The organism is Pelagibacterium halotolerans, from assembly GCF_044811015.1.
Taxonomy (GTDB): Bacteria; Pseudomonadota; Alphaproteobacteria; order Rhizobiales; family Devosiaceae; genus Pelagibacterium; species Pelagibacterium halotolerans_A.
In genome coordinates, this window is record NZ_CP085243.1 from 2158527 (window position 1) to 2177239 (window position 18713).

At 59.5% G+C, this 18713-nt stretch carries 18 protein-coding genes and 1 pseudogene; 7 read left to right on the top strand and 12 right to left on the bottom strand.

What is annotated here, in order from left to right; all coding sequences use genetic code 11:
• Positions 1 to 71 precede the first annotated feature (71 nt).
• Entirely contained in the window at positions 72 to 1076 is a 1005-nt protein-coding gene (locus LG281_RS10625) for an AraC family transcriptional regulator (protein WP_404400474.1), read from the top strand.
• A 344-nt stretch (positions 1077 to 1420) separates the two neighbouring features.
• Positions 1421 to 1732: a hypothetical protein gene (locus LG281_RS10630; protein WP_404400476.1), complete on the top strand. Its 312-nt coding sequence runs from the start codon at positions 1421 to 1423 to the stop codon at positions 1730 to 1732.
• 106 nt (positions 1733 to 1838) lie between these two features.
• On the opposite strand, the gene LG281_RS10635 is transcribed toward LG281_RS10630, so the two are convergent.
• The 3 genes from LG281_RS10635 to LG281_RS10645 form a co-directional block, all read right to left on the bottom strand.
• Entirely contained in the window at positions 1839 to 2825 is a 987-nt protein-coding gene (locus tag LG281_RS10635) for a transposase (protein ID WP_404400478.1), read from the bottom strand.
• A gap of 215 nt (positions 2826 to 3040) precedes the next feature.
• Positions 3041 to 3976 (bottom strand): carbon-nitrogen hydrolase family protein, encoded by a 936-nt coding sequence (locus LG281_RS10640; protein WP_404400480.1) that lies wholly within the window; start codon positions 3974 to 3976, stop codon positions 3041 to 3043.
• 59 nt (positions 3977 to 4035) lie between these two features.
• Positions 4036 to 4464, bottom strand: a complete 429-nt coding sequence (locus tag LG281_RS10645; RefSeq protein WP_404400482.1) for a GFA family protein — start codon at positions 4462 to 4464, stop codon at positions 4036 to 4038.
• 144 nt (positions 4465 to 4608) lie between these two features.
• On the opposite strand from LG281_RS10645, the gene LG281_RS10650 reads away from it, so the two are divergent.
• Together LG281_RS10650 and LG281_RS10655 are read left to right on the top strand one after the other, a co-directional pair.
• Positions 4609 to 5298, top strand: a complete 690-nt coding sequence (locus tag LG281_RS10650) for a winged helix-turn-helix transcriptional regulator (protein ID WP_404400484.1) — start codon at positions 4609 to 4611, stop codon at positions 5296 to 5298.
• A 545-nt stretch (positions 5299 to 5843) separates the two neighbouring features.
• Positions 5844 to 5909, top strand: a pseudogene (locus LG281_RS10655) (aldehyde dehydrogenase family protein); the annotation flags it as partial.
• Between the two features lie 270 nt (positions 5910 to 6179).
• Here the strand turns inward: LG281_RS10655 and LG281_RS10660 are convergent.
• The 9 genes from LG281_RS10660 to LG281_RS10700 form a co-directional block, all read right to left on the bottom strand.
• Positions 6180 to 6689 carry an Hsp20/alpha crystallin family protein gene (locus LG281_RS10660; protein WP_404400486.1) on the bottom strand — a complete coding sequence of 170 codons (510 nt, stop codon included), beginning with the start codon at positions 6687 to 6689 and terminating at the stop codon, positions 6180 to 6182.
• Positions 6690 to 6785: 96 nt separating this feature from the next.
• On the bottom strand, positions 6786 to 7262 hold the full coding sequence (locus tag LG281_RS10665) for an Hsp20 family protein (protein ID WP_404400488.1): 477 nt from the start codon (positions 7260 to 7262) through the stop codon (positions 6786 to 6788).
• Between the two features lie 145 nt (positions 7263 to 7407).
• Positions 7408 to 9597, bottom strand: coding sequence for a glycogen debranching N-terminal domain-containing protein (locus LG281_RS10670; RefSeq protein WP_404400490.1), 2190 nt, complete (start codon positions 9595 to 9597; stop codon positions 7408 to 7410).
• 12 nt (positions 9598 to 9609) lie between these two features.
• Positions 9610 to 10701, bottom strand: a complete 1092-nt coding sequence (locus tag LG281_RS10675) for a glycosyltransferase family 4 protein (RefSeq protein ID WP_404400492.1) — start codon at positions 10699 to 10701, stop codon at positions 9610 to 9612.
• Positions 10702 to 10774: 73 nt separating this feature from the next.
• A complete protein-coding gene (locus LG281_RS10680) occupies positions 10775 to 11728 on the bottom strand; it encodes an ABC transporter permease (RefSeq protein WP_404400494.1) in 954 nt (317 codons plus the stop codon).
• Positions 11718 to 12653, bottom strand: coding sequence for an ABC transporter ATP-binding protein (locus tag LG281_RS10685; RefSeq protein WP_404400496.1), 936 nt, complete (start codon positions 12651 to 12653; stop codon positions 11718 to 11720). Before LG281_RS10685 ends, LG281_RS10680 begins: the two co-directional genes overlap by 11 nt.
• Positions 12650 to 13843 (bottom strand): NEW3 domain-containing protein, encoded by a 1194-nt coding sequence (locus LG281_RS10690; RefSeq protein WP_404400498.1) that lies wholly within the window; start codon positions 13841 to 13843, stop codon positions 12650 to 12652. Before LG281_RS10690 ends, LG281_RS10685 begins: the two co-directional genes overlap by 4 nt.
• 156 nt (positions 13844 to 13999) lie before the next feature.
• A complete protein-coding gene (gene groL / locus LG281_RS10695; protein WP_404400500.1) occupies positions 14000 to 15625 on the bottom strand; it encodes a chaperonin GroEL in 1626 nt (541 codons plus the stop codon).
• 35 nt (positions 15626 to 15660) lie between these two features.
• The gene (locus LG281_RS10700; RefSeq protein ID WP_404400502.1) at positions 15661 to 15975 is read right to left on the bottom strand and encodes a co-chaperone GroES; all 315 of its coding nucleotides are present in this window, start codon (positions 15973 to 15975) and stop codon (positions 15661 to 15663) included.
• Positions 15976 to 16208: 233 nt separating this feature from the next.
• Here LG281_RS10700 and LG281_RS10705 point away from each other — a divergent pair, with 233 nt between their 5' ends.
• From LG281_RS10705 to LG281_RS10715, 3 genes are all read left to right on the top strand, one after another.
• Positions 16209 to 16451: an usg protein gene (locus LG281_RS10705; protein WP_404406701.1), complete on the top strand. Its 243-nt coding sequence runs from the start codon at positions 16209 to 16211 to the stop codon at positions 16449 to 16451.
• Positions 16452 to 16808: 357 nt separating this feature from the next.
• Complete coding sequence (locus LG281_RS10710) at positions 16809 to 17117, top strand: hypothetical protein (RefSeq protein WP_404400504.1); 309 nt, start codon at positions 16809 to 16811, stop codon at positions 17115 to 17117.
• A gap of 193 nt (positions 17118 to 17310) precedes the next feature.
• A complete protein-coding gene (locus tag LG281_RS10715; RefSeq protein ID WP_404400506.1) occupies positions 17311 to 18633 on the top strand; it encodes a tyrosine-type recombinase/integrase in 1323 nt (440 codons plus the stop codon).
• The last annotated feature ends 80 nt before the right edge of the window (positions 18634 to 18713 follow it).

Here is an 18713-nt window from a genome sequence, read left to right on the forward strand (position 1 = left end):
TTTTCTTCGCCGAGCCCCGATTATGAAAATATTTGTACGTCCGATTCGCGCGTTGAACAAGGTCGGTAGCTATGTTGAACCATCAATCCTTTTATGCGCCGCCGGCGGCCTCCGGCACGGGATTCGACGCGTTTATGGATACCTTTGCGCAATTTGTGCCATCCACGTCGGGACAGATCGGGGCTGGCAAAGGGAACGCGTTTCAATGGCAGTTGGGCTGTGTGGCATCCCCCGATGTCACATTGTTTCACATGCACTATTCTGCGGATTGGTTTGTCAGTTCTGAATCCGACTATGAGGGCCTTAAGGTTCTCGCCTTGTTCTCAGGAGGCGCATACGATGCGACTGTTGGCTCGAACAATGTGACAGTCGTTCCCGGAACTGCGCTATTGCTGCCGATGGCGCGCGCCAATCGCTTCGCTTCAGTGAATGGACCGCAAATGTCGCGGGGCAATCTGGTTTTCAGCAGTTCGGCGGTCAAAAGGGTATTGTCCTCGATGTTCGGGGACGTTGTGCTGAGCGAACTCGAACTGGCGCCGCTATTCAATCTGGCTACGCCAGCGGGCGCGACCTTCTACTGCCTTATTCACGCCATCGCTTCGGGCATGACCGGTGAAAGGGTGCTGGAGCGCTCGCCCCAGGCCATGGCACTGCTTGTCGAGAGCACGCTGCGCTTCATATTCGAGAACGTCCCCCACCGACTGAGCTCGCACCTGGAGAGGGGCGGCTTTCTGGACATCGCGCCCCGCCACATCAGGGAGGCGATCGATTTCATGCACGCAAATATGCACAAGTCCCTGACGATCAGCGAAATCGCCGATGCGGCTGGCGTCAGCGTGCGTGCGCTGCAAACGGGGTTTCGACAATTCCAGGACATGACCCCGACCGCCTATTTGCGCCAGATACGTCTTCAGGCCGCGCGAGATGAACTGTCGTGCCTCGACAACAGGCTTCCCATCAATTCGGTCGCACTGAAATGGGGGTTCACCCATTTCGGGCACTTTGCAGCCCGTTATCGGGCAGCGTTCGGCGAATACCCATCCGAAACGGTCAGGAAAGTCCAGCATCGTTTATAGAGTTACTTGGGTCTCGTTGCTTTTCGACTTGAGGTTCCCAGGGGTGGCAGGAGCGATCGTGTGCATCGCAGTGCTGAAACCGTCGGCATAGGGGGAATCGATCATGAAATTGCTGGCCATTTTTCTGGACGCCAACGGTGCGATCCAGATCGAAGCTACGCGCGCGCCCGATCTCCGGCGGCGGGCCATCTCTCAGGAGGCCGGGGGAGCGGAAATCATCTTCTGCGCGGCGGCGCCCCTGGGACAGTCGGCGAGTCAGCTCGCGGCACGATTCCGAGAAAGGCTCGCTGCCGCGCCAGATACCGATCCCGTCCGTATCCGCCGCATGGCACTGTGGCAGGTCCATGTCCGGCCTGAACTGGATCGGGCTGCCAGCCGCTATCGCCGGCAAGGCTTCGGTCATCGTCACCTGGAACCTGAAGGACTTTCCGGCCACGGCCCTCCGACCTCACGGGATCGTGGCCGTTTCGCCGGACGACTTCCTCATGGATCTCCACTCAGTCATCCCGAGCGCCCTCATCGCAAGCGTCAGCCGTGCAAGGCAGAACCTCCGCAAGACGATCCCGTCGATTGCCGAGTTCATCGACGCGCTTGAGCGTCAGAGGCTGAAGGAGTTTTCTGCCTTCCTACGCAAGAATGTCAGCCAGCTGACATGACGTCGAGAAGCAGGATCGATAAATAGCCGCAGGGGAACGCTTTCCCTATGGACGGCACTGCGTTGCCGGCGCAACCCCTTCTGCGGGGAGACCCCGCAACGCCCCCTTAGCAGCCTGTCTGGTTTGGCCTGTTTGGATGTTGAGTGTTGATATTTTCAGGCGTCCTCATGGCGGCCAGGCGCTTGCAGTTGTAGGCCAGGGTGACGAGTTTCCACTCGGCTTTGATCTTTTCGATGCCGCGCAGGTTGAAGCGGGAGAAGCCGAGGATGGATTTGATGATGCCGAAGACGGGTTCGACGCTCTGTTTTCGTTTTTTGTACTGGCTTTTTGCCGGTTCGGTCTTGAGCCTGGCCATCATCTCCAGCCGCCAGGGCGTGGCAATGGCTTTAGGCAGCTTGTCCGCCGCGGGCGGGGGCGGCGGGGTATCGTCATCATCATGATCCCGCGCTTGCGCTTCCTCCAGCCGCCGCGCTGCCACATCGAGCTTTTCCTTCAAGACCTCGCGCCGGGCGATCTCCTCGGGCAGGGACAGCCCGTCATCCTGTGGGTTCATGTCGGCCGCTTCCGCCTTGACCATTAATTCCGCAATGTCCTCGGCCAGCTTTTGACGAAGCGCTTGAATGCGGTCATAGCGGATCGACTTGATCTTCAAGGCATTGGCATCGAGCTTGGTGCCATCCACAGACACCGCGCCGACCTTGAGCAATCCAGCCTCAGAGGCCAGCAGCAGAACCTGCTCAAAGGCCAGCGCGAAGGCTTTGGCGTTGCGCCGCCGGAAGACGGCGATCGTATCGTGATCGGGATGGGTATTGGCGGCGATGAAGCGCACCGAGACATCGCGATAGGTCGCCCGCTCGATCCGGCGCGAGGAAAATATCCCGCTTGCATAGCAGTAGATCAGCAGCGCCAGCATCATGCGCGGATGGTACTGCGCCTTGCCATTGCCCGTGCGGCTGACGTGAAAGGCCGACAGATCCACCCGCTCGGCGGAAGCGACAATAAAATGCGCCAGATCGTCATCCGCCACCCAGTCACAAAGATCAGCCGGCAAAACCAGGCGCTGCGAACGGTCGTAATCACGAAAATTGCTCATGACCGACCATACCTGCGCACACGCCGGAGAGGAATCCCTCCAGAAGATCAAGTCCGACAGGCTGCTAGAGGCTATCGCTGCCGACGGACCGGCAAACGACTGCGTTGCGCCTATCTCCGTCGAGGGAACTTCTCTGTTTTCTAACCGCAGCGTTTTGCGTCAGTTGCGAGCAGCTGCCTCCCCGGGGGATGGTAGTTGCAGCAAATCGCTGCCTGTCAACTAAACGAAACCGGTCGCTTATGGCTCCTGTCGACCGAGAGTGAGAACACGTCGGGGCGGGAGTAGTGACCGCTGACGTCGAATTTCCGGCGCGAGGCCCGGGCGACCGGCACCTCGATGTCTGCCGTAAGCAGCCCCTTTTCGCGATGCATCGGCCCGGCGGCAATCCCGCCGAAGGGCTTGTAAACCACTGCGTCGCCGGGGTTAATCCACTCGTCCTTGTTCGGAAACAGGGTGTCGTAATGGGGGATATCGGTGGGAATGTCCGACACTTCGAGCGCCGTCGCGCATCCGATCACCCAACAGCCGCCTTCGCGGGCGATATGCTGCATCGTGGCCAGCCAGGTGTCGCCGCTGTCCCAGGTCGGTGCGACATAGATGTCGACGTTCTGGGCATAGAGTGCGAAACGCGCCAATGGCATGTAGTTTTCCCAGCAGATGAGCGCGCCGATCCGCCCCACCGCGGTTTCGACCACATTCAGGCCCGCCCCGTCGCCAAAGCCCCAGATCATGCGTTCGGGATTGGTCGGCATCAGTTTGCGGTGGTTGTTGGCGATGGTGCCGTCCGCGTCGATGGTGATGCAGGAATTGAAAAGGGTCGAGCCCGACACCTCGCCATCGACTTCGTGATAACCGGCCACGATCACCATTTCGTGCTCGGCGGCGGCCTCCTGCAAGGGGGCCATGCCATTGCGGCTCAGATCGATGGAATTGGCTTGCAATCGGGCGAACAATTCGTCTGTCTTGCCCATGTCAGCACCCGGTGACAGGCGCCAGCAGAAGGTCGGGTAACCGGGAAACCAGGCCTCGGGGAAGACCAGGAGCTTGGCACCGTCGCTCGCGGCCCGCGCGACCAGTCCGACGGCGCGCTCCATGCTGGCGGCAAGGTTCAGATAGACGGGCGGCTCCTGGACAATTGCGATCTTGGTCATCGGTTTTTCCTTTGTGTGGTCTTCACTGTACGTTTTGTGCCGAACCTGATGGATAGACACTATTCCGCCACTTGCTCGCCGGACCCGCCGATTTCGGCCGGAAAATCCTTGAACTTGGGCAGGCCGTCCCGCATCGGCAGCACGGTCTCGGCGTAGTTCACATGCACTCCCGGCGTGAAGGCCAGGCTGGGGATCGTCGCCGCGAAGACATCCGTGACACCCCATCGAGGGTGATCGGTCATGAGGTGTCCGCCGCACGCCTTGCAGAACCTGCGCTTCGAATTCGGCACGGCGGCATATTCGCCAAGCAGATCCAGTCCTTTGGTGACCCGCACGCTTTCGGGCTTCCAAAGACTGAACGCGTTCACCGGCCCCGCCGACCAAGCGCGGCACGATGCGCAGTGGCAATAGCCCATTGCTTCCGGCGTGCCGGTGACCTCGATTTCGATGCGACCGCAAAAGCAGGTTCCTCTGTGTGCCGTGATCATGGTCGTTCTCCGCGGTATTCAAAGTATGCCACCAGAGTCGCCGCAATGGACGGGTCGTGATAGTCCTGAAACTGTACTGGACCGGGCCGGACATGCCGCCCAGGCGCGAACGGGCATCCGCTCCAGGCAAAAGGGAGACATTCCATGCGTGGCAGTTACGGTCAGTTCTGTCCGGTTTCGATGGCGTCTGAGATTTTCTGCGCGCGCTGGACGCCGCTTTTGATCCGCGAATTTCTGTGCGGCAGCACGCGCTTCAACGACCTTCGGCGTGGTCTGCCGCGGATGTCGCCGACGCTCTTGTCAAAGCGGTTGGGAGAATTGGAGGCGGTCGGCGTTATTCAGTCGCTCAAAGGAGACCAGGGCGTTAAGGAGTATCGTCTGACAAAAGCCGGAGAAGAACTTCGCCCGCTTGTCCTGGGGATCGGTGCATGGGGGCAGCGATGGGTAGAGAGCGAAGTTTCCCTCAACAATCTCGACCCTCAACTTTTGATATGGGACATGCACCGTTTCCTCAATATCGACCCGCTGCCGAAGCGCCGGGTTTGCCTTCAGTTCGTGTTCGACAATCTTCCAACCGCGCGGCAGAATTATTGGTTGCTGGCCGATCCGGAATCCGGGGTCGAGGCCTGCTATGCCGATCCGGGTTATGACATCGATCTCTATTCGGTATGCAGCTTGCGCACGATGACCGCGATCTGGATGGGCTTGGACACGGTCGAAAAAGCGGTGACCGAGGGGAGATTGGAGCTGACCGGTGCGCGCGAGATCGCAGCCCGAATGCAGGAGTGGATGGGCCTCAGTCCCTTTGCACATGAAAAACGGATAGCTGGCTGATATTCGCAGCAGGCGTCAAAGGCGGAAATCGCGGCGTGTTGTATGAATGGCCGGTGTCGGTAAACCTCACCAGCGGCGAATTCTTTGGTGGTCTACGATGCCAGAAATCCCACTACGGCGTCCACAAAGAGCTTTGGGGCGGTCGTCATCGCGACATGCCCTGGCCCTTCAATGTGACAATCTGACTGGCTGGAAGTGCGTCGTGCAGCGCTTTGGACGGCGCGGTCAGTTCTTTGGGGCTGTTTTCCCCCACCAGCATTAAAGTCGGCACTGCCAGGCTGCGAAATCGTTCGGGCTCAAACCGGTAATCCCCGTCCGCCAGTTCACGCAGCGCAGTATGCGCGGCCGCGATGCGGTGGCCAATGACGCCGATATTTGGCCCCGCCGCCCGGATGACTGCCGAGACATCCTCGTATTCGCGCTCCAGGGCGTAGTCAGCGGCGTCACCGCTCCCTCCACGGCCACCAGAACCAATGGCGGACCGCTGCCGCTGCGCTCAAATGCGATCCGGGTTCCGTCTGTAGAGGTGATGAAGTCCAACCCTGATGGAACTGGGCGGCAAAAACGCATCGATTATCCTGGACGATGCGGATATCGACCGCGCGGTCGAGAGTGTGCGCAGGGCATCCCGCCCCTCTCTTATTCCGGCGTGCGTACAGGACGCCGCGAGCGTCTTGAATGCGCAACTGCAAAGCTGGACAGCGGCGCCCCACAGCGCATCAGCTGCAGGGTGTTACCTTGCGCACTCAAAGTCCTGCCAATTGATATGCCGCCCTCGGCGGGCAATGTTTTACGCGATCATCGGCGATTCCCGTCGAAGGGTGGCCGCAGTCGATGCTTCCGGCAGTGGCCACGCGACCTGCCGCCGGCGCCACCATGCGTCAGCTTTTGATATCGATGCGTTTGACCTGCGACTGCGCCGTCTCGCTCTTGGGCAGGGTCACGGTCAGCACGCCATTTCTGAAGTGTGCATCGACCTTCTCTTCCTTGACTTCGTAGCCGAGCGGGATGCGGCGCTCGAATCGGCCATAATAACGCTCAGAAAACTGTCGGCCTTTGTCGTCCGTTTCGGAGCGCTTCTCGCCCTTCAGCGTCAGCACGCCGTCCTCGAGCAGAAGCTCGATGTCCTTCTCCTCAAGACCAGGCAGCTCAGCGGTCACTTTGATTTCCTTCTCGCCGTCGGAGATCTCGATGCTGGGCCAGCCGCCGCCGAAGGCGGAAACGCCATTGAAGGCGGTTAAGTTCGAACCGAAGGTGCGGAAGACGTCGTCGAACAGCCGGTTCACCTCGCGATGCAGCGACAAGAACGGATCGCGATCGCCATCGCGGAACACGGTCGGCACCTGATTGCCGTTATTTCGGCCCCAGGGAATCAGATCACGGACATTCATCTTTCTTCTCCTTTCTGATCATTCGTTTTGACAATGCGTTCCTGCGGGCGCCGGACGCGGTGCCCGGCGCCTCATGTCAATGAGATGGAGATTGCCTCAGGCGGCCTGTTTTTCGGCCTCGATCTGCTTCGTTTCGACCTTGGGCAGCGACCTGCCGACAGCGATCTCGATCTTGCGCGGCTTCATCTCTTCGGGAATCTCGCGCTTGAGATCGATCGTCAGCAGACCATTGACAAGGCTTGCGTCCACGACCGTCACGTGGTCGGCCAACTCGAAGCGGCGTTGGAAACTGCGCCCGGCGATACCGCGGTGCAGATATTGTCCGTTGTCCTTCCCGGACTTTTGGCCGGATACCACAAGCATGTTTTGTTCCTGCGTCAGCGTCAATTCGTCCAATGCGAAGCCGGCCACCGCCATTGTGATGCGGTAATCGTCGTCACCTGTCTTGACGATGTCATAGGGAGGCCAGCTGTCGACGGTCTCGAATCGGCTCGCAGCTTCGAGCGCATTCAGCATTCGGTCAAAGCCGATGGTCGACCGGAACAGGGGAGCGAAATCAATACGTATGCTCATAGCCATATCCTCCTTTGAGCAACATGGATACAAGTCGGGAGCGGGTCTTCACCAACTCCTAGCCGGACCCCATCTTGGGCATCCGACACTACATAAATCGGATATGTCCTCTTGTTTTCAATATGTTAGAGAAAGACAAAGCCGTTCAAGTTTTCGTGATAACACCAATGTTTCCCTGGCGATCCGTGACCTCTACAACAACCGAGTGTCCCGAGCGGTGAAGCGAGATATCAACTGTCGCATCCATCAATCGCAGTCGCGACAAATGGACCGAATTGAGGAAATCCGGCAGCACGGGACGTTCCAATTCTATTTGACGGGCGCCGACGTCGAACCGAAGGCCAAGACTGCACTGCAGCGTATAGAGCGGCGCAGCGGCTGCCCATGCCTGGGGAATACAGGCAACCGGATAGAAGGTTGGCCCTTGGGAAACCAGGCGCGAGAATCCGCAGAACAGTTCCGGCAAACGGCGCAGGTCGATATAGCTGGAGGCCGCGAAAAGCCCATCGAGAATACGTGCGGCGACATCCTTGAAGCCATATCGTGCCACTCCCCCCGCGATCAGCGCGTTGTCATGGGGCCACACCGAGCCATTGTGATAGCTCATAGGGTTGTACCGGTTCTGCCCGGCGGCCAGTGTGCGAACCCCCCAGCCGCTAAAACTGGATCGGCTCATAAGCGTTGCAACGACTTCCGGGGCGTGCACGGGTGATGCAATGCCCGTCCAGAGAGCATGTCCGGCATTGGAGGTTTTTACGCGGCAGGCGCGCTTGTCCTTATCGAGCGCCAGGACGAAGGTGCCCAGTTCCGGATCGAAAAAATCCCGGTTGAACGCGGCCTGCAGAATGTCGGCGCGGCGCTCATATCGCAGTGCTTCATCGGCGTGCCCCAAACATGTCGCAATGGCTTGGGCAGCGCGGAAGGCGCCATAGACATAAGCCTGTACTTCGCATAGGGCGATAGGGCCGGCAGCGAGGTTTCCATCGGCGTGAAACACAGAGTCGTGGCTGTCTTTCCAGCCTTGGTTGGCTAGGCCTTTGTCGGTCTGGCGACCATATTCGATATAGCCGTCTCCGTCTCGGTCGCCAAATTCATCGATCCAAGACAGCGCGGCCCTGAGGTGAGGCAGGAGCGTACGGATGGCGTCGATATCCCCGGTCCTGTCCAGATAGGCGCCCGCCAGCATGACAAAGAGCGGCGTGGAGTCGATACTGCCATAGTAGCGTCGAAACGGGACCTCCCCGAGTTCTGCCATTTCTCCGTAGCGGACTTCGTGCAGGATCTTTCCCGGTTCAGCGTCGGCAGCGGGGTCGACTTCCGTGGCCTGATGCGCGGCAAGGTGGTACAGCACCCCTTTGGCAATGGCCGGATCAAGCCAGAGAGTCTCGAACGCGGTGATCAGCGCGTCACGCCCGAACGCTGTGCTGAACCACGGTACCCCGGCATAGGGATAGGGCCCATGCGGCGTGTCGGTGATCAGCATGTAAAGATCGGATACACTGCGGCGCAGGCTTTCGTTGAAGACCTCATTGGAGGTGACGATTGAAGCTGCGCGTGATGACGATTTGCGCAACGCGCGTCTAGCCTCGCGTATTGCCGAGAAGAAGGTGCCGGAGCCGGCGGCGCCCATACAACCGATGGTCACAAAAATTGAGCGGGTTTCACACGGTCCCAGCCTGAAGGTGTATCGGGCGCTGGACGCCGATAGTTCTTGAGGCTGCGGGTCGAAGAGCAGATGCGTTTGCCGTTCGATTCCATCCAGCCCCGTATAGGCAAGGGTGACGCTATCGGGGTTTATCCTGGGCGGATGCCGCCGCCCGTGTTGCGACCGCCTCGTACCTCTCACTTCAAAGAGGTCGGTGAAATCGGCATCAAAACCAATATCGATTTCGACGGACACCGGTCTGTCGGCGTAATTGCGCACGGCCAGCCGCTCGTAGCAGGAATTTTGCCAGAGGAAGCGTGAGCGGCGGATATGGATCAGATCATGCTCGAGGATCCGCCGCCCGCCGTCCAAATAGAGGTCGGGATTGGTGAGATCGCAGGTCAGTGTCGCGTTGTCATCTCGAAGGGTAGAGCTCAGCAGCAGCGGTCGAACGCCATTGAGTGAGAGGGTCAATTCGGACAGGTGCCGTGTATCGCGGTGAAACAACCCCTCCGCCCCGCCGGGAGCGGCATGGATGTCACCGTTAAAATCGAATACCCCAAATGTGTCGCCGTGCTTGAGGGTCCGAGTGCGCCCTTCCTGAAGCGAGGCACGAGCCGTCACGCCATAACCGACATCTCCTTCGGGTGGAGACCCGGAGGTCTCTACCCGATCAAGGTTGCTTTCCATGGGCCGCTCCCGTCAGGCAGATAGGCTATTGTTAACCTGTTGGGTGGGCACGATGGCATTGCCGTTGGCGGCCTGGCTGATGAGGCGGCGTTCATATATTGCCAGGTAGTCCGAAGCCATGCGCGCGGCGGAGAAGCGCGCCTCAAAGGTCGCCCGCACCAGCCTGCGGTCGAGCCGCCGCGCCCTTTCAACACATTCGACTGCCTCGTCCACCGACTGAACTATGAAGCCTGAGACGCCATGGTCGATGACCTCGGGCACCGATCCGCAGCCAAAGGCGATGACTGGCGTGCCGCAGGCCATGGCTTCGATCATTACCAGACCGAAAGGTTCAGGCCAGTCGATCGGGAACAACAATGCAGCGGCATTGCCCAGGAACTCGGCCTTCTGCTTTTCGTTGATCTCGCCAATAAACTCCACATTATCGTGTTCACTCACCAGCGGTGCGATGGTCCGGTCCCAGTATTCCTGGTCAGCCTTGTCTATTTTGGCGGCGATCTTGAGCGTCATGCCAGCCTTCGCGGCGATCTCAATGGCGCGATCCGGCCGTTTTTCAGGCGAGATGCGCCCGAGGAATGCGAGATATCCTCCGCCTGCTTCCGGGCTGAACGGCAATAAATCTACGGGCAGACCGTGATGGACGGTGCCCGCCCAGTTGACCGGCGGCATTGGGCGGCGCTGATCGTTGGATATCGAGACCAGCGGGAATTCAGGAAATGTTCGATAGAAGGGCTGCAAGTCGGGCAGATCAAGCCGACCGTGCAGCGTCGTGACTGTTCTGCCGGCAAATTCACGCACCAATGGAAAGTGCAGCATATCGATGTGGAAGTGCAGAATATCGAACTCGTCCGCCCGCTGCCGAACCTGTTCGAGCATCATCACATGATAAGGTATGGGATCGCGCGCGTCCGAACTGAGCCGCAGCGCAACATGTGAGCAAGGTACCAGATGGGCCAACGTCCGCGAGTCCCCACTGGCAAAGAGCGTGACGTCATGTCCCTGACGCACGAGTTCGTCGGTGAGATAAGAGACCATACGCTCGGTTCCACCATAGAACTTTGGGGGAACACGTTCAGCCAAAGGGGCAATCTGAGCAATTTTCATCGATCGGATTCTCCTGTTCCAAGCATTGAGCGGTGGCGTTCCGGGCGACTGCCCGGAACGGTCGAATTGGGCGTCAGGCGCGAACTTCCTGGCGCTGGAAGACCACATAGGCGAGTGTAAAGAGCGCCAGCATGACAGCGATCATGCCGGCAAAGTGCGGCCAGACCAGAAGGATAGACTGGAGCGTGGGCAATGGTGCACCGATCACCGCTCCGCGCAGTTGCTCCAGAAAGATCGGTCCAATGGTCCGTGCTGCGGGATCGAGCAGCAGCTGGGTCATCTCACCGTATAGCGTGCCAGGTGAAAGCCGCGCGATTGCCTGTTGGACTTCGAACTGAGTGACCACTGACACAGGCTCAAGCGGGTCGATAGGCGAGATCCATTGGGCCAGCAGCGGTGTGATCATGCCCCAGAATACCGATACTACCAGCCATATCGCCAGCGCGGCCAGAGCCGAGGTCGCCGGTGCATTGACTGCCGTTGACAAGGCGATCGTCAGTGCCAGCCACACACCAGCATAGGCCAGGGTCGCCACCAGGTAAGCCAGACCGCGGGCCAGTGCATCGCCACTGGGCGGAAGACCGAGCAACAGGATGCCAAGCCCCATCAGCAAGAGCCAGAGCGTCATCAGAGCAATGCCGAGCACCAGCAGGCCGCCGAGGAATTTGCCGAAAAGCACGGCATCGCGGTAGATAGGCTGGGCCAGTATCCGGCTCATTGTCCGCCTGGAAAATTCCCCGTTTATCGCGTCGAAACCGAGCGCAATGGCGACCAGGGGTATCAGGAAGCCCATAAATGCTGCAAAGGACGGTAGCGGCTCACGTCCCACGGTCATAAGCTTGAGGAACAGGAATGTGTCCTCGCTTGCATTCTGCCTCATGGATTCGATGGCGCCATAGGCCGAGCCGATCGCGGTGAGCAGCACCAGCACCATGATCAGATGCATGCGCGCGCTGGTGATGTGATCGGCCGCTTCCTTGAGCGCGATGGTCCAGGAGCCCTTGAAGGGCGAGCCTTCACGCCGCATGGCTACTCTCCCTGAAATAGCGGTCATAAGCTTCACCGAGGTCGATCCGGTGGGCATCGAGCATCACCAATCGACCGCCGTCTTCCACGACCCGCGCCGCGATTTCCGGCCGCAGGTCGTGAGACGCCGATATACGCCACTGCCTGTCGCCGCCAATGACGGCATCCACCCCGTCGAGGTCGCTGAGCCTGGCAGCCGCGTCGAAGTCTTCTGCTTCAAGGTCGATCTCGAACGCGCCGCCTCCAACCCTGGCCGCCAGTTCAGCCGGAGTGCCGACAAAGCCGATCCTGCCCTTGTTGAACAGGGCCACGCGCGTACAGACCGTCTGCACGACATCGAGTAGATGCGAAGACACGAGCACGGTTCTGCCTTCGCCCGCGAACTCGGCGATAAAGCCCAAGAGTTCCTGCGTCGATTGCGGATCAAGGCCTGAGGTTGGCTCATCAAGGATCATGATCTGGCAATCGCGCATCAGCAACTCGGCAAGTCCGAGCCGTTGGCGCATGCCGCGCGAGAAGGTGTCGACCCGGCGGTCGGCCACCCCGTCCAGACGCACACGTTCCAGTGCCCGCTCGATCCGTCCCGCTGCGTCCGCGTTGGCGAACCCCGCCAACCTTGCAGAGAATGCAAGGTTTTCGCGCGCCGTCAGGGTGTCGTAGAACCCAACGGCATCGGGCAGGTAGCCGACCGCCCGCTTGACGGCCAATGGCTCGCGCAGCGGGTCCTTGCCCAGCACACGAACCGAGCCGGCGCTCGCCTCGGTCAGCCCCATCAGCATCAGGATCGTCGTGGTCTTGCCCGCCCCGTTTGGTCCCAGTAATCCCAGAACTTCTCTCTGTTCGACGGTCAGATCGATTCCGTTGACGACGTTGTTGCCCTTGTAGGTCTTGATGAGGCCGCGGGCTTCTATGACTGTTGTGCTCATCTTCTGCCATACCTCAGGACCGCAAGGACCAGAACGAGAACCGCAATGGCGATGACGGCGACGCCGACAATCCCCCAGACAGTGGACGTCTGGACGGTGACACGGAACTGCACAGATTCAGAGATGCCGCCTCCGCTGGCGCGTACGGTCACCATGTAGTCACCGGCCACAGCCTGTTCCGAGGGCGTGATGGCCACGTCAATTTCCTGGGTTGCTCCCGCCGCCAACGGGCCGGGCGTTTCGGGGGTAATCTCGACTGTCCATCCGCTTGGCCCCGAACCGCTCAGGCGCAATTCCTCAGCGGGTGCGCTGCCGGTATTGGCGATCAGGAAGGGAAAGTTCGTTGTCGCCCCTGCGTTTGCGTTGCCGCTCAACCTTTCGTTAGGGCCCACGATGCGAACGTCGGGTGTGCCTGTCACCTCGGCTTGCAGATCGACGCTGGCGGACAGTTCACCCGATACCACATCTACTCTTGCTGGATAGGTCCCGGCCGGCACGCCCGAGGCTGGTCTGAGTTCAAGCGTAATTCGCTCGCTTGAGCGCGCCGCTACCGGTATGCCGGTGATTTGCTCAGAGCCGAACCCGCGCTTGAAGGTTGCGGTAAACCCGGGCGGTGTTTCAGCCGTCAGATTGAATAGCGCATCCTCGCCACTGTTATTGGTCAGGTCCATGCGGTAAGTGAATGTGGAATTGGGCGCGCCCCGCAACGCAGGCAGTTCGGCCTCCAGATCGACGCCGCCGGATTCCACCTCGCTGAACGTCACGCTCATTGGCAGCGTGGTGGTGCCTTCCTCGTTCCGGGCCAACAGTTCGAATTCGTAACTGCCAAACCCGGTTCCCTCGGCGGGGTTTATGTCGAGTGTTAGCGTTTCAGTTGCGTCCGGCGCCACGATGGCGGCTGAGACGGAGGTGGCTCCGGAGTCTGGGCGCAGCGTCCACGACCAGTCCTCGGGCAGTCCGGTGATTTCGAACTTCACGCGCTGGGGTGGCAGTCCGATATTGCGCAGCGAGATCGGTACGCTGACGCTGTCCTCGAGCGGGACCGAAAATTCCGGAGTGGGGGTCGTGACGAAGAGACCGGTGAGTGGAGCGCTGGCCGCAGAGACAGTCGGCTTGACCTGCGCCAATCCGGGCGCGGCCGATAGCGCGAAAGCCAGTGCGAGGGGAAGAATGACACGCGATGTTGCCATTTTGCTGTATCCTTGATGCCATGCCCGTTTCCGCGCAAATTGGCGCGCAAGACATCGCCCCCGGCGCGGACGCGGGACCTTGACGACAATTTATCTGATAAACAACTTGGTGGACCCGGCGCGAGCGCCGGGTCCTGCCGACTATAGGTGGCAGACCTAGTAGTCCATGCCGCCTGCCGACATTGCGGGGGCGGTTTCCTTCTTGGGCTTTTCGGCCACCAGCGCCTCGGTCGTGATCAGGAGCGATGCCACTGAAGCGGCGTCCTCCAAAGCCGTCCGCACCACCTTGGCCGGATCGATCACACCCGCTGACATGAGTTCCTGATACTCACCCGTGGCAGCGTTATAGCCCCATCCATACTCATCTTTCTCCAGCAGTTTGCCGACGATGACAGAACCGTCTTCCCCGGCATTGAGGGCAATCTGTCTGGCAGGAGTTTGGATGGCACGGCGGATGATGTCGATACCCGCCTGTTGGTCCTGGTTGGCGCCCTTGAGACCTTCGATCGCCTTGAGTGACCGCAACAGAGCGACGCCACCACCAGGCAGGATGCCTTCCTCGACCGCCGCGCGGGTTGCGTGCAGCGCATCGTCGACGCGATCCTTCTTCTCCTTGACTTCGACTTCGGTCGCCCCGCCCACACGGATCACAGCGACGCCACCGGCGAGCTTGGCCAGGCGCTCCTGGAGCTTTTCCCGATCGTAGTCGGAAGTGGTTTCCTCGATCTGGGCCTTGATCTGGCCGATACGGGCCTGGATCTCGTCCTTGGTGCCGGCGCCTTCGACAATGGTGGTATTTTCCTTCTCGATCACCACCTTCTTGGCCCGTCCAAGCATCTCGAGTGTCACATTTTCGAGCTTGATGCCCAACTCCTCGGAGACGACGTTGCCGCCCGTGAGCACGGCGATGTCCTGCAGCATTGCCTTACGGCGATCGCCAAAGCCCGGGGCTTTGACGGCCGCGACTTTGAGGCCACCGCGCAATCGGTTGACCACGAGCGTAGCCAAAGCCTCGCCTTCGACATCCTCGGCCACGATCACCAGCGGCCTGCCTGACTGTACGACACTTTCCAGCAGGGGCAGCAGTGATTGCAGGTTCGAAAGCTTCTTCTCGTGGATCAGAATGTATGGGTCTTCAAGTTCGACCCGCATCTTCTCCGAGTTGGTCACGAAATAGGGCGAGAGGTAGCCGCGGTCGAACTGCATGCCTTCGACCACTTCAAGCTCGGTTTCGGCGGTCTTGGCTTCTTCCACGGTAATCACGCCGTCATTGCCGACCTTTTCCATGGCCTCGGCGAGGAACCGGCCGATCTCTGTGTCACCATTGGCCGAAATTGTGCCAACCTGTGCGATTTCAGAATTGGCAGTGATCTTCTTGGCATGCCCCTTGAGGTCTTCGACGACTTTGCTCACGGCAAGATCGATGCCGCGCTTGAGATCCATCGGGTTCATGCCCGCCGCCACAGCCTTGGTGCCTTCCTTGACGATGGCATGGGCCAGTACTGTCGCAGTCGTGGTGCCGTCACCGGCAAGATCATTGGTCTTGGACGCCACCTCGCGCAGCATTTGCGCGCCCATATTCTCGAACTTGTCCTCCAGTTCGATTTCCTTGGCGACCGAGACGCCGTCCTTGGTGATGCGCGGTGCGCCAAAAGACTTTTCGATGACCGCATTGCGGCCCTTGGGGCCCAGGGTCACCTTGACCGCATTTGCAAGCGTATCCACGCCGCGCAGCATCTTTTCGCGCGCTTCTGACGAGAATTTAACTTCCTTGGCAGCCATTTTCTTTCGTTTTGCTCCCTAATAACGGTGGTGCCTCACGCGGCTTTTTGGGCCGGTTCGGCGCTCTCGATAATTCCAAGAATGTCGCCTTCTTTCATGATCAACAGGTCTTCGCCGTTGATCTTGACCTCGGTGCCGCTCCACTTGCCGAACAGCACGCGATCACCCGGCTTGACGTCCAGAGCGACGATCTCGCCGTTTTCGTTGCGGGATCCCGGGCCCACGGCGACAACCTCACCTTCGACCGGCTTTTCTTTTGCTGTATCGGGAATGATGATGCCGCCAGCGGTTTTCTCGTCGGCCTCAACGCGGCGGACAAGCAGGCGGTCATGCAAGGGACGAAAGCCCATTCTAAACCTCCAATCTGATGACATGTCGGAAACTTCTCCCGGCATCCCCGGGAGGAGCGAAAATGAGATCGGTGAGGCCAAAACCGATTTCAAGGGCCCAGATGGAAATTTTAGCACTCTCCGAGTGAGAGTGCTGATTTGCCATAAGACCTTGTATGTGCTCACTATTATTGATGGAGTAAGCACCCTGGAAGGAGATTGGCACAGTGACCGACCCCGCATTCCTTAAACAAATGGAAGGCTATGGCCTGACCACTGCCGAGATTCTCTACCACCTCCCCGATCAGCCTTCCCTGCTTCAGGTATATGTCTGGCAGGAATACGACCTGGCGCCACGTTTTCCCGAACTGAAGAGCTTTCTGGATTTCTGGTCCAGCACGATAGAGGGCACGCTGCATTCGGTGGTTGTGGCTCACAGCAACCTGATTGCGCCGATGGAGTTGCGCAACGCCGCCTCAATGCAGTCGATCCATTAGGAGATCCGAATCCAAGCCCGGTCTGAGTGAGGCTTGGAGCCATTTCCCTGCATGGCGTCAGGCGCGGGATTGGGTATCGCTCGCCTTGTGTCGAACACCTTTACGAGATCGCCCTTGCCCGTCCGCATGGGCTCTGTCAGGCTTTGCCCATAGCAATGTTCGGAGGAAAATCATGCGCCACTCCAAGCCGATACATCTTGCTGCCGTCTCCCTCGTCAGCATGGCGCTCGCAGGTGCGGCGCAGTCATCAAGGACGCCAAGGCCCGGATCAAACGCCTTTATGATGCTATAGAGGCGGGCGTCGCCGACCTGGGAGATGATGAATTCCGGCAGCGCATCCAGGCGGCTAAACTCGAAGTGAGCGAGGCCGAGGCCCGCATCAAGATGCTGACCGAGCGTGCGACTCTTTCTGACATCGATATCGGACCCGACCAGATCCGACGCTTCACCAATGGCATCCGCAAATGCCTACGTGACGCCGATCCAGTCTTCCGCCGGACATGGCTGCATCTTTTCGTCGACAAGGTAATCGTCAAACCCGACAGCATCGTCATTCGCGGCCCCAAGGAGCCGATCATGGCCATTGCGAAATCTGGAAACGCCCCCGGCAATCAGGTGCCCAGTTTTGTACGGGAATGGCGCACCCGACACGATTCGAACGTGTGACCTCTGCCTTCGGAGCTGGTCTAAGGACCTATCCGAATTGCACGATAGGGCACGCCAGAGCACTCTAACCTCATGAAATCTATTGATTTTCTGAATCGGCGCTCCGAAGTCTCTATCCGAGAATACGCCTTGATTTCCGCCCGCGTGCTTGCGTGGTGCTTATTCGAAATCGGGGCTTCCGAGGGACGGGAGCATGACCAAACTGACCAAACGGTTTGTAGAAGCCGTCGAGCCGCAGAACAAGGGTCACGTCGTCTGGGACGACGAATTGCCGGGCTTCGGTCTTCGCGTCTATCCCTCCGGCAAGCGCAGCTACATCGTCCAGTACCGGTCTCGCGGCCGTTCACGTCGCTACACGATCGGTACTCATGGCGTCTGGACACCCGAGACCGCCCGCCGCGAAGCCAAGGCCCTGCTCGGACAGGTTGCCCATGGCGGTGATCCCGCTGAAGAGCGCGAGGAGGACCGCAAGGCGCTGACCATCAAGCAGCTATGTGAGCACTATATCGCCGAAATGGAAGCCGGCCTCATCCTAGGGAAAGGCGGCAGGCCGAAGAAGGACACCACCATCGCCACCGATGTCGGCCGTATCCGCAGGCACATCATTCCTCTTCTCGGGACGCGGCGTGTGCGGGACATCACCAAGCCGGACATGAACAACCTGATGAAGGACATCATCGCCGGCAAGACACGCGTGACCATGAAGACCGAAAAGCTGCGCGGAAAGGCCATCGTTCGGGGTGGCCGTGGCACTGCGATACGGACGATGGGTCTGCTTGGTGGCATCTTCTCATATGCAGTCGAGGCTGGGGTGATCGAGCACAATCCCACGCATGGCCTCCGCAAGCCGAAATACCAGGTTCGCGACCGTCGCCTTAGCGAAGCTGAGTATCGTACTTTGGGAGACATCCTTCGACAGGCTCAGCAAAGTGACCGCTACAGGATACATGCCGAGATCCTCAGGCTGATTACGCTGACCGGCTGCCGGCGCGGAGAAATCGTCAACCTCAAATGGAGCGAGGTCGATCTTGAGGGGAGCTGTCTGCGGCTGGTTGACAGCAAGGAAGGCTCCTCGGTTCGCCCGGTCGGCCTGCCGGTCGTGGAATTTCTGGAGAAGGAACGACCGCACAGAACCGGAACCTACGTCTTTCCCGGCCAGGGCATCGACAACGCGGTCGGGAATTTTCCGCAGAGCTGGAAAAAGCTATTCAAGGACACCCCACTCTGGGATGTGACCCCCCATGTGCTTCGGCACAGTTTCGCGAGCATCGCCAATGACTTGGGCTTCACCGAGATCACGATCGCAGCGCTGATTGGCCACGCCAAGGGATCGGTCACGAGCAAATATGTCCATACCCTCGACTCGACGCTGATCATGGCTGCTGACACCGTGTCCGGCTTTGTGAAGGCCCTACTTGAAGGAGTTGAGTTTAGGCGCAACACCTATACGTTGGATCGGCAATCCCGGCAGAACGCGATCAATCAAATGCTGACAGAATCGCGGCCAACGATTTAGATGGGTCATGCTCAGTGGCTTCGATCTCTGGTCCGGTCACGGTTTTGCGACTACCTGCCCTTAGGCGCAGTATTCGGCGG

Excerpts from the sequence above, each read along its gene's own strand:
- LG281_RS10700 (WP_404400502.1), bottom strand. The coding sequence starts at position 15,975 with ATGGGCTTTCGTCCCTTGCATGACCGCCTGCTTGTCCGCCGCGTTGAG.
- LG281_RS10645 (WP_404400482.1), bottom strand. The coding sequence starts at position 4,464 with ATGATCACGGCACACAGAGGAACCTGCTTTTGCGGTCGCATCGAAATC.
- LG281_RS10630 (WP_404400476.1), top strand. The coding sequence starts at position 1,421 with ATGTCCGGCCTGAACTGGATCGGGCTGCCAGCCGCTATCGCCGGCAAG.
- LG281_RS10665 (WP_404400488.1), bottom strand. The coding sequence starts at position 7,262 with ATGAGCATACGTATTGATTTCGCTCCCCTGTTCCGGTCGACCATCGGC.
- groL (WP_404400500.1), bottom strand. The coding sequence starts at position 15,625 with ATGGCTGCCAAGGAAGTTAAATTCTCGTCAGAAGCGCGCGAAAAGATG.
- LG281_RS10680 (WP_404400494.1), bottom strand. The coding sequence starts at position 11,728 with ATGCGGCGTGAAGGCTCGCCCTTCAAGGGCTCCTGGACCATCGCGCTC.
- LG281_RS10660 (WP_404400486.1), bottom strand. The coding sequence starts at position 6,689 with ATGAATGTCCGTGATCTGATTCCCTGGGGCCGAAATAACGGCAATCAG.
- LG281_RS10650 (WP_404400484.1), top strand. The coding sequence starts at position 4,609 with ATGCGTGGCAGTTACGGTCAGTTCTGTCCGGTTTCGATGGCGTCTGAG.
- LG281_RS10715 (WP_404400506.1), top strand. The coding sequence starts at position 17,311 with ATGACCAAACTGACCAAACGGTTTGTAGAAGCCGTCGAGCCGCAGAAC.
- LG281_RS10670 (WP_404400490.1), bottom strand. The coding sequence starts at position 9,597 with ATGGAAAGCAACCTTGATCGGGTAGAGACCTCCGGGTCTCCACCCGAA.
- LG281_RS10640 (WP_404400480.1), bottom strand. The coding sequence starts at position 3,976 with ATGACCAAGATCGCAATTGTCCAGGAGCCGCCCGTCTATCTGAACCTT.
- LG281_RS10705 (WP_404406701.1), top strand. The coding sequence starts at position 16,209 with ATGGAAGGCTATGGCCTGACCACTGCCGAGATTCTCTACCACCTCCCC.
- LG281_RS10625 (WP_404400474.1), top strand. The coding sequence starts at position 72 with ATGTTGAACCATCAATCCTTTTATGCGCCGCCGGCGGCCTCCGGCACG.
- LG281_RS10690 (WP_404400498.1), bottom strand. The coding sequence starts at position 13,843 with ATGGCAACATCGCGTGTCATTCTTCCCCTCGCACTGGCTTTCGCGCTA.
- LG281_RS10685 (WP_404400496.1), bottom strand. The coding sequence starts at position 12,653 with ATGAGCACAACAGTCATAGAAGCCCGCGGCCTCATCAAGACCTACAAG.
- LG281_RS10635 (WP_404400478.1), bottom strand. The coding sequence starts at position 2,825 with ATGAGCAATTTTCGTGATTACGACCGTTCGCAGCGCCTGGTTTTGCCG.
- LG281_RS10675 (WP_404400492.1), bottom strand. The coding sequence starts at position 10,701 with ATGAAAATTGCTCAGATTGCCCCTTTGGCTGAACGTGTTCCCCCAAAG.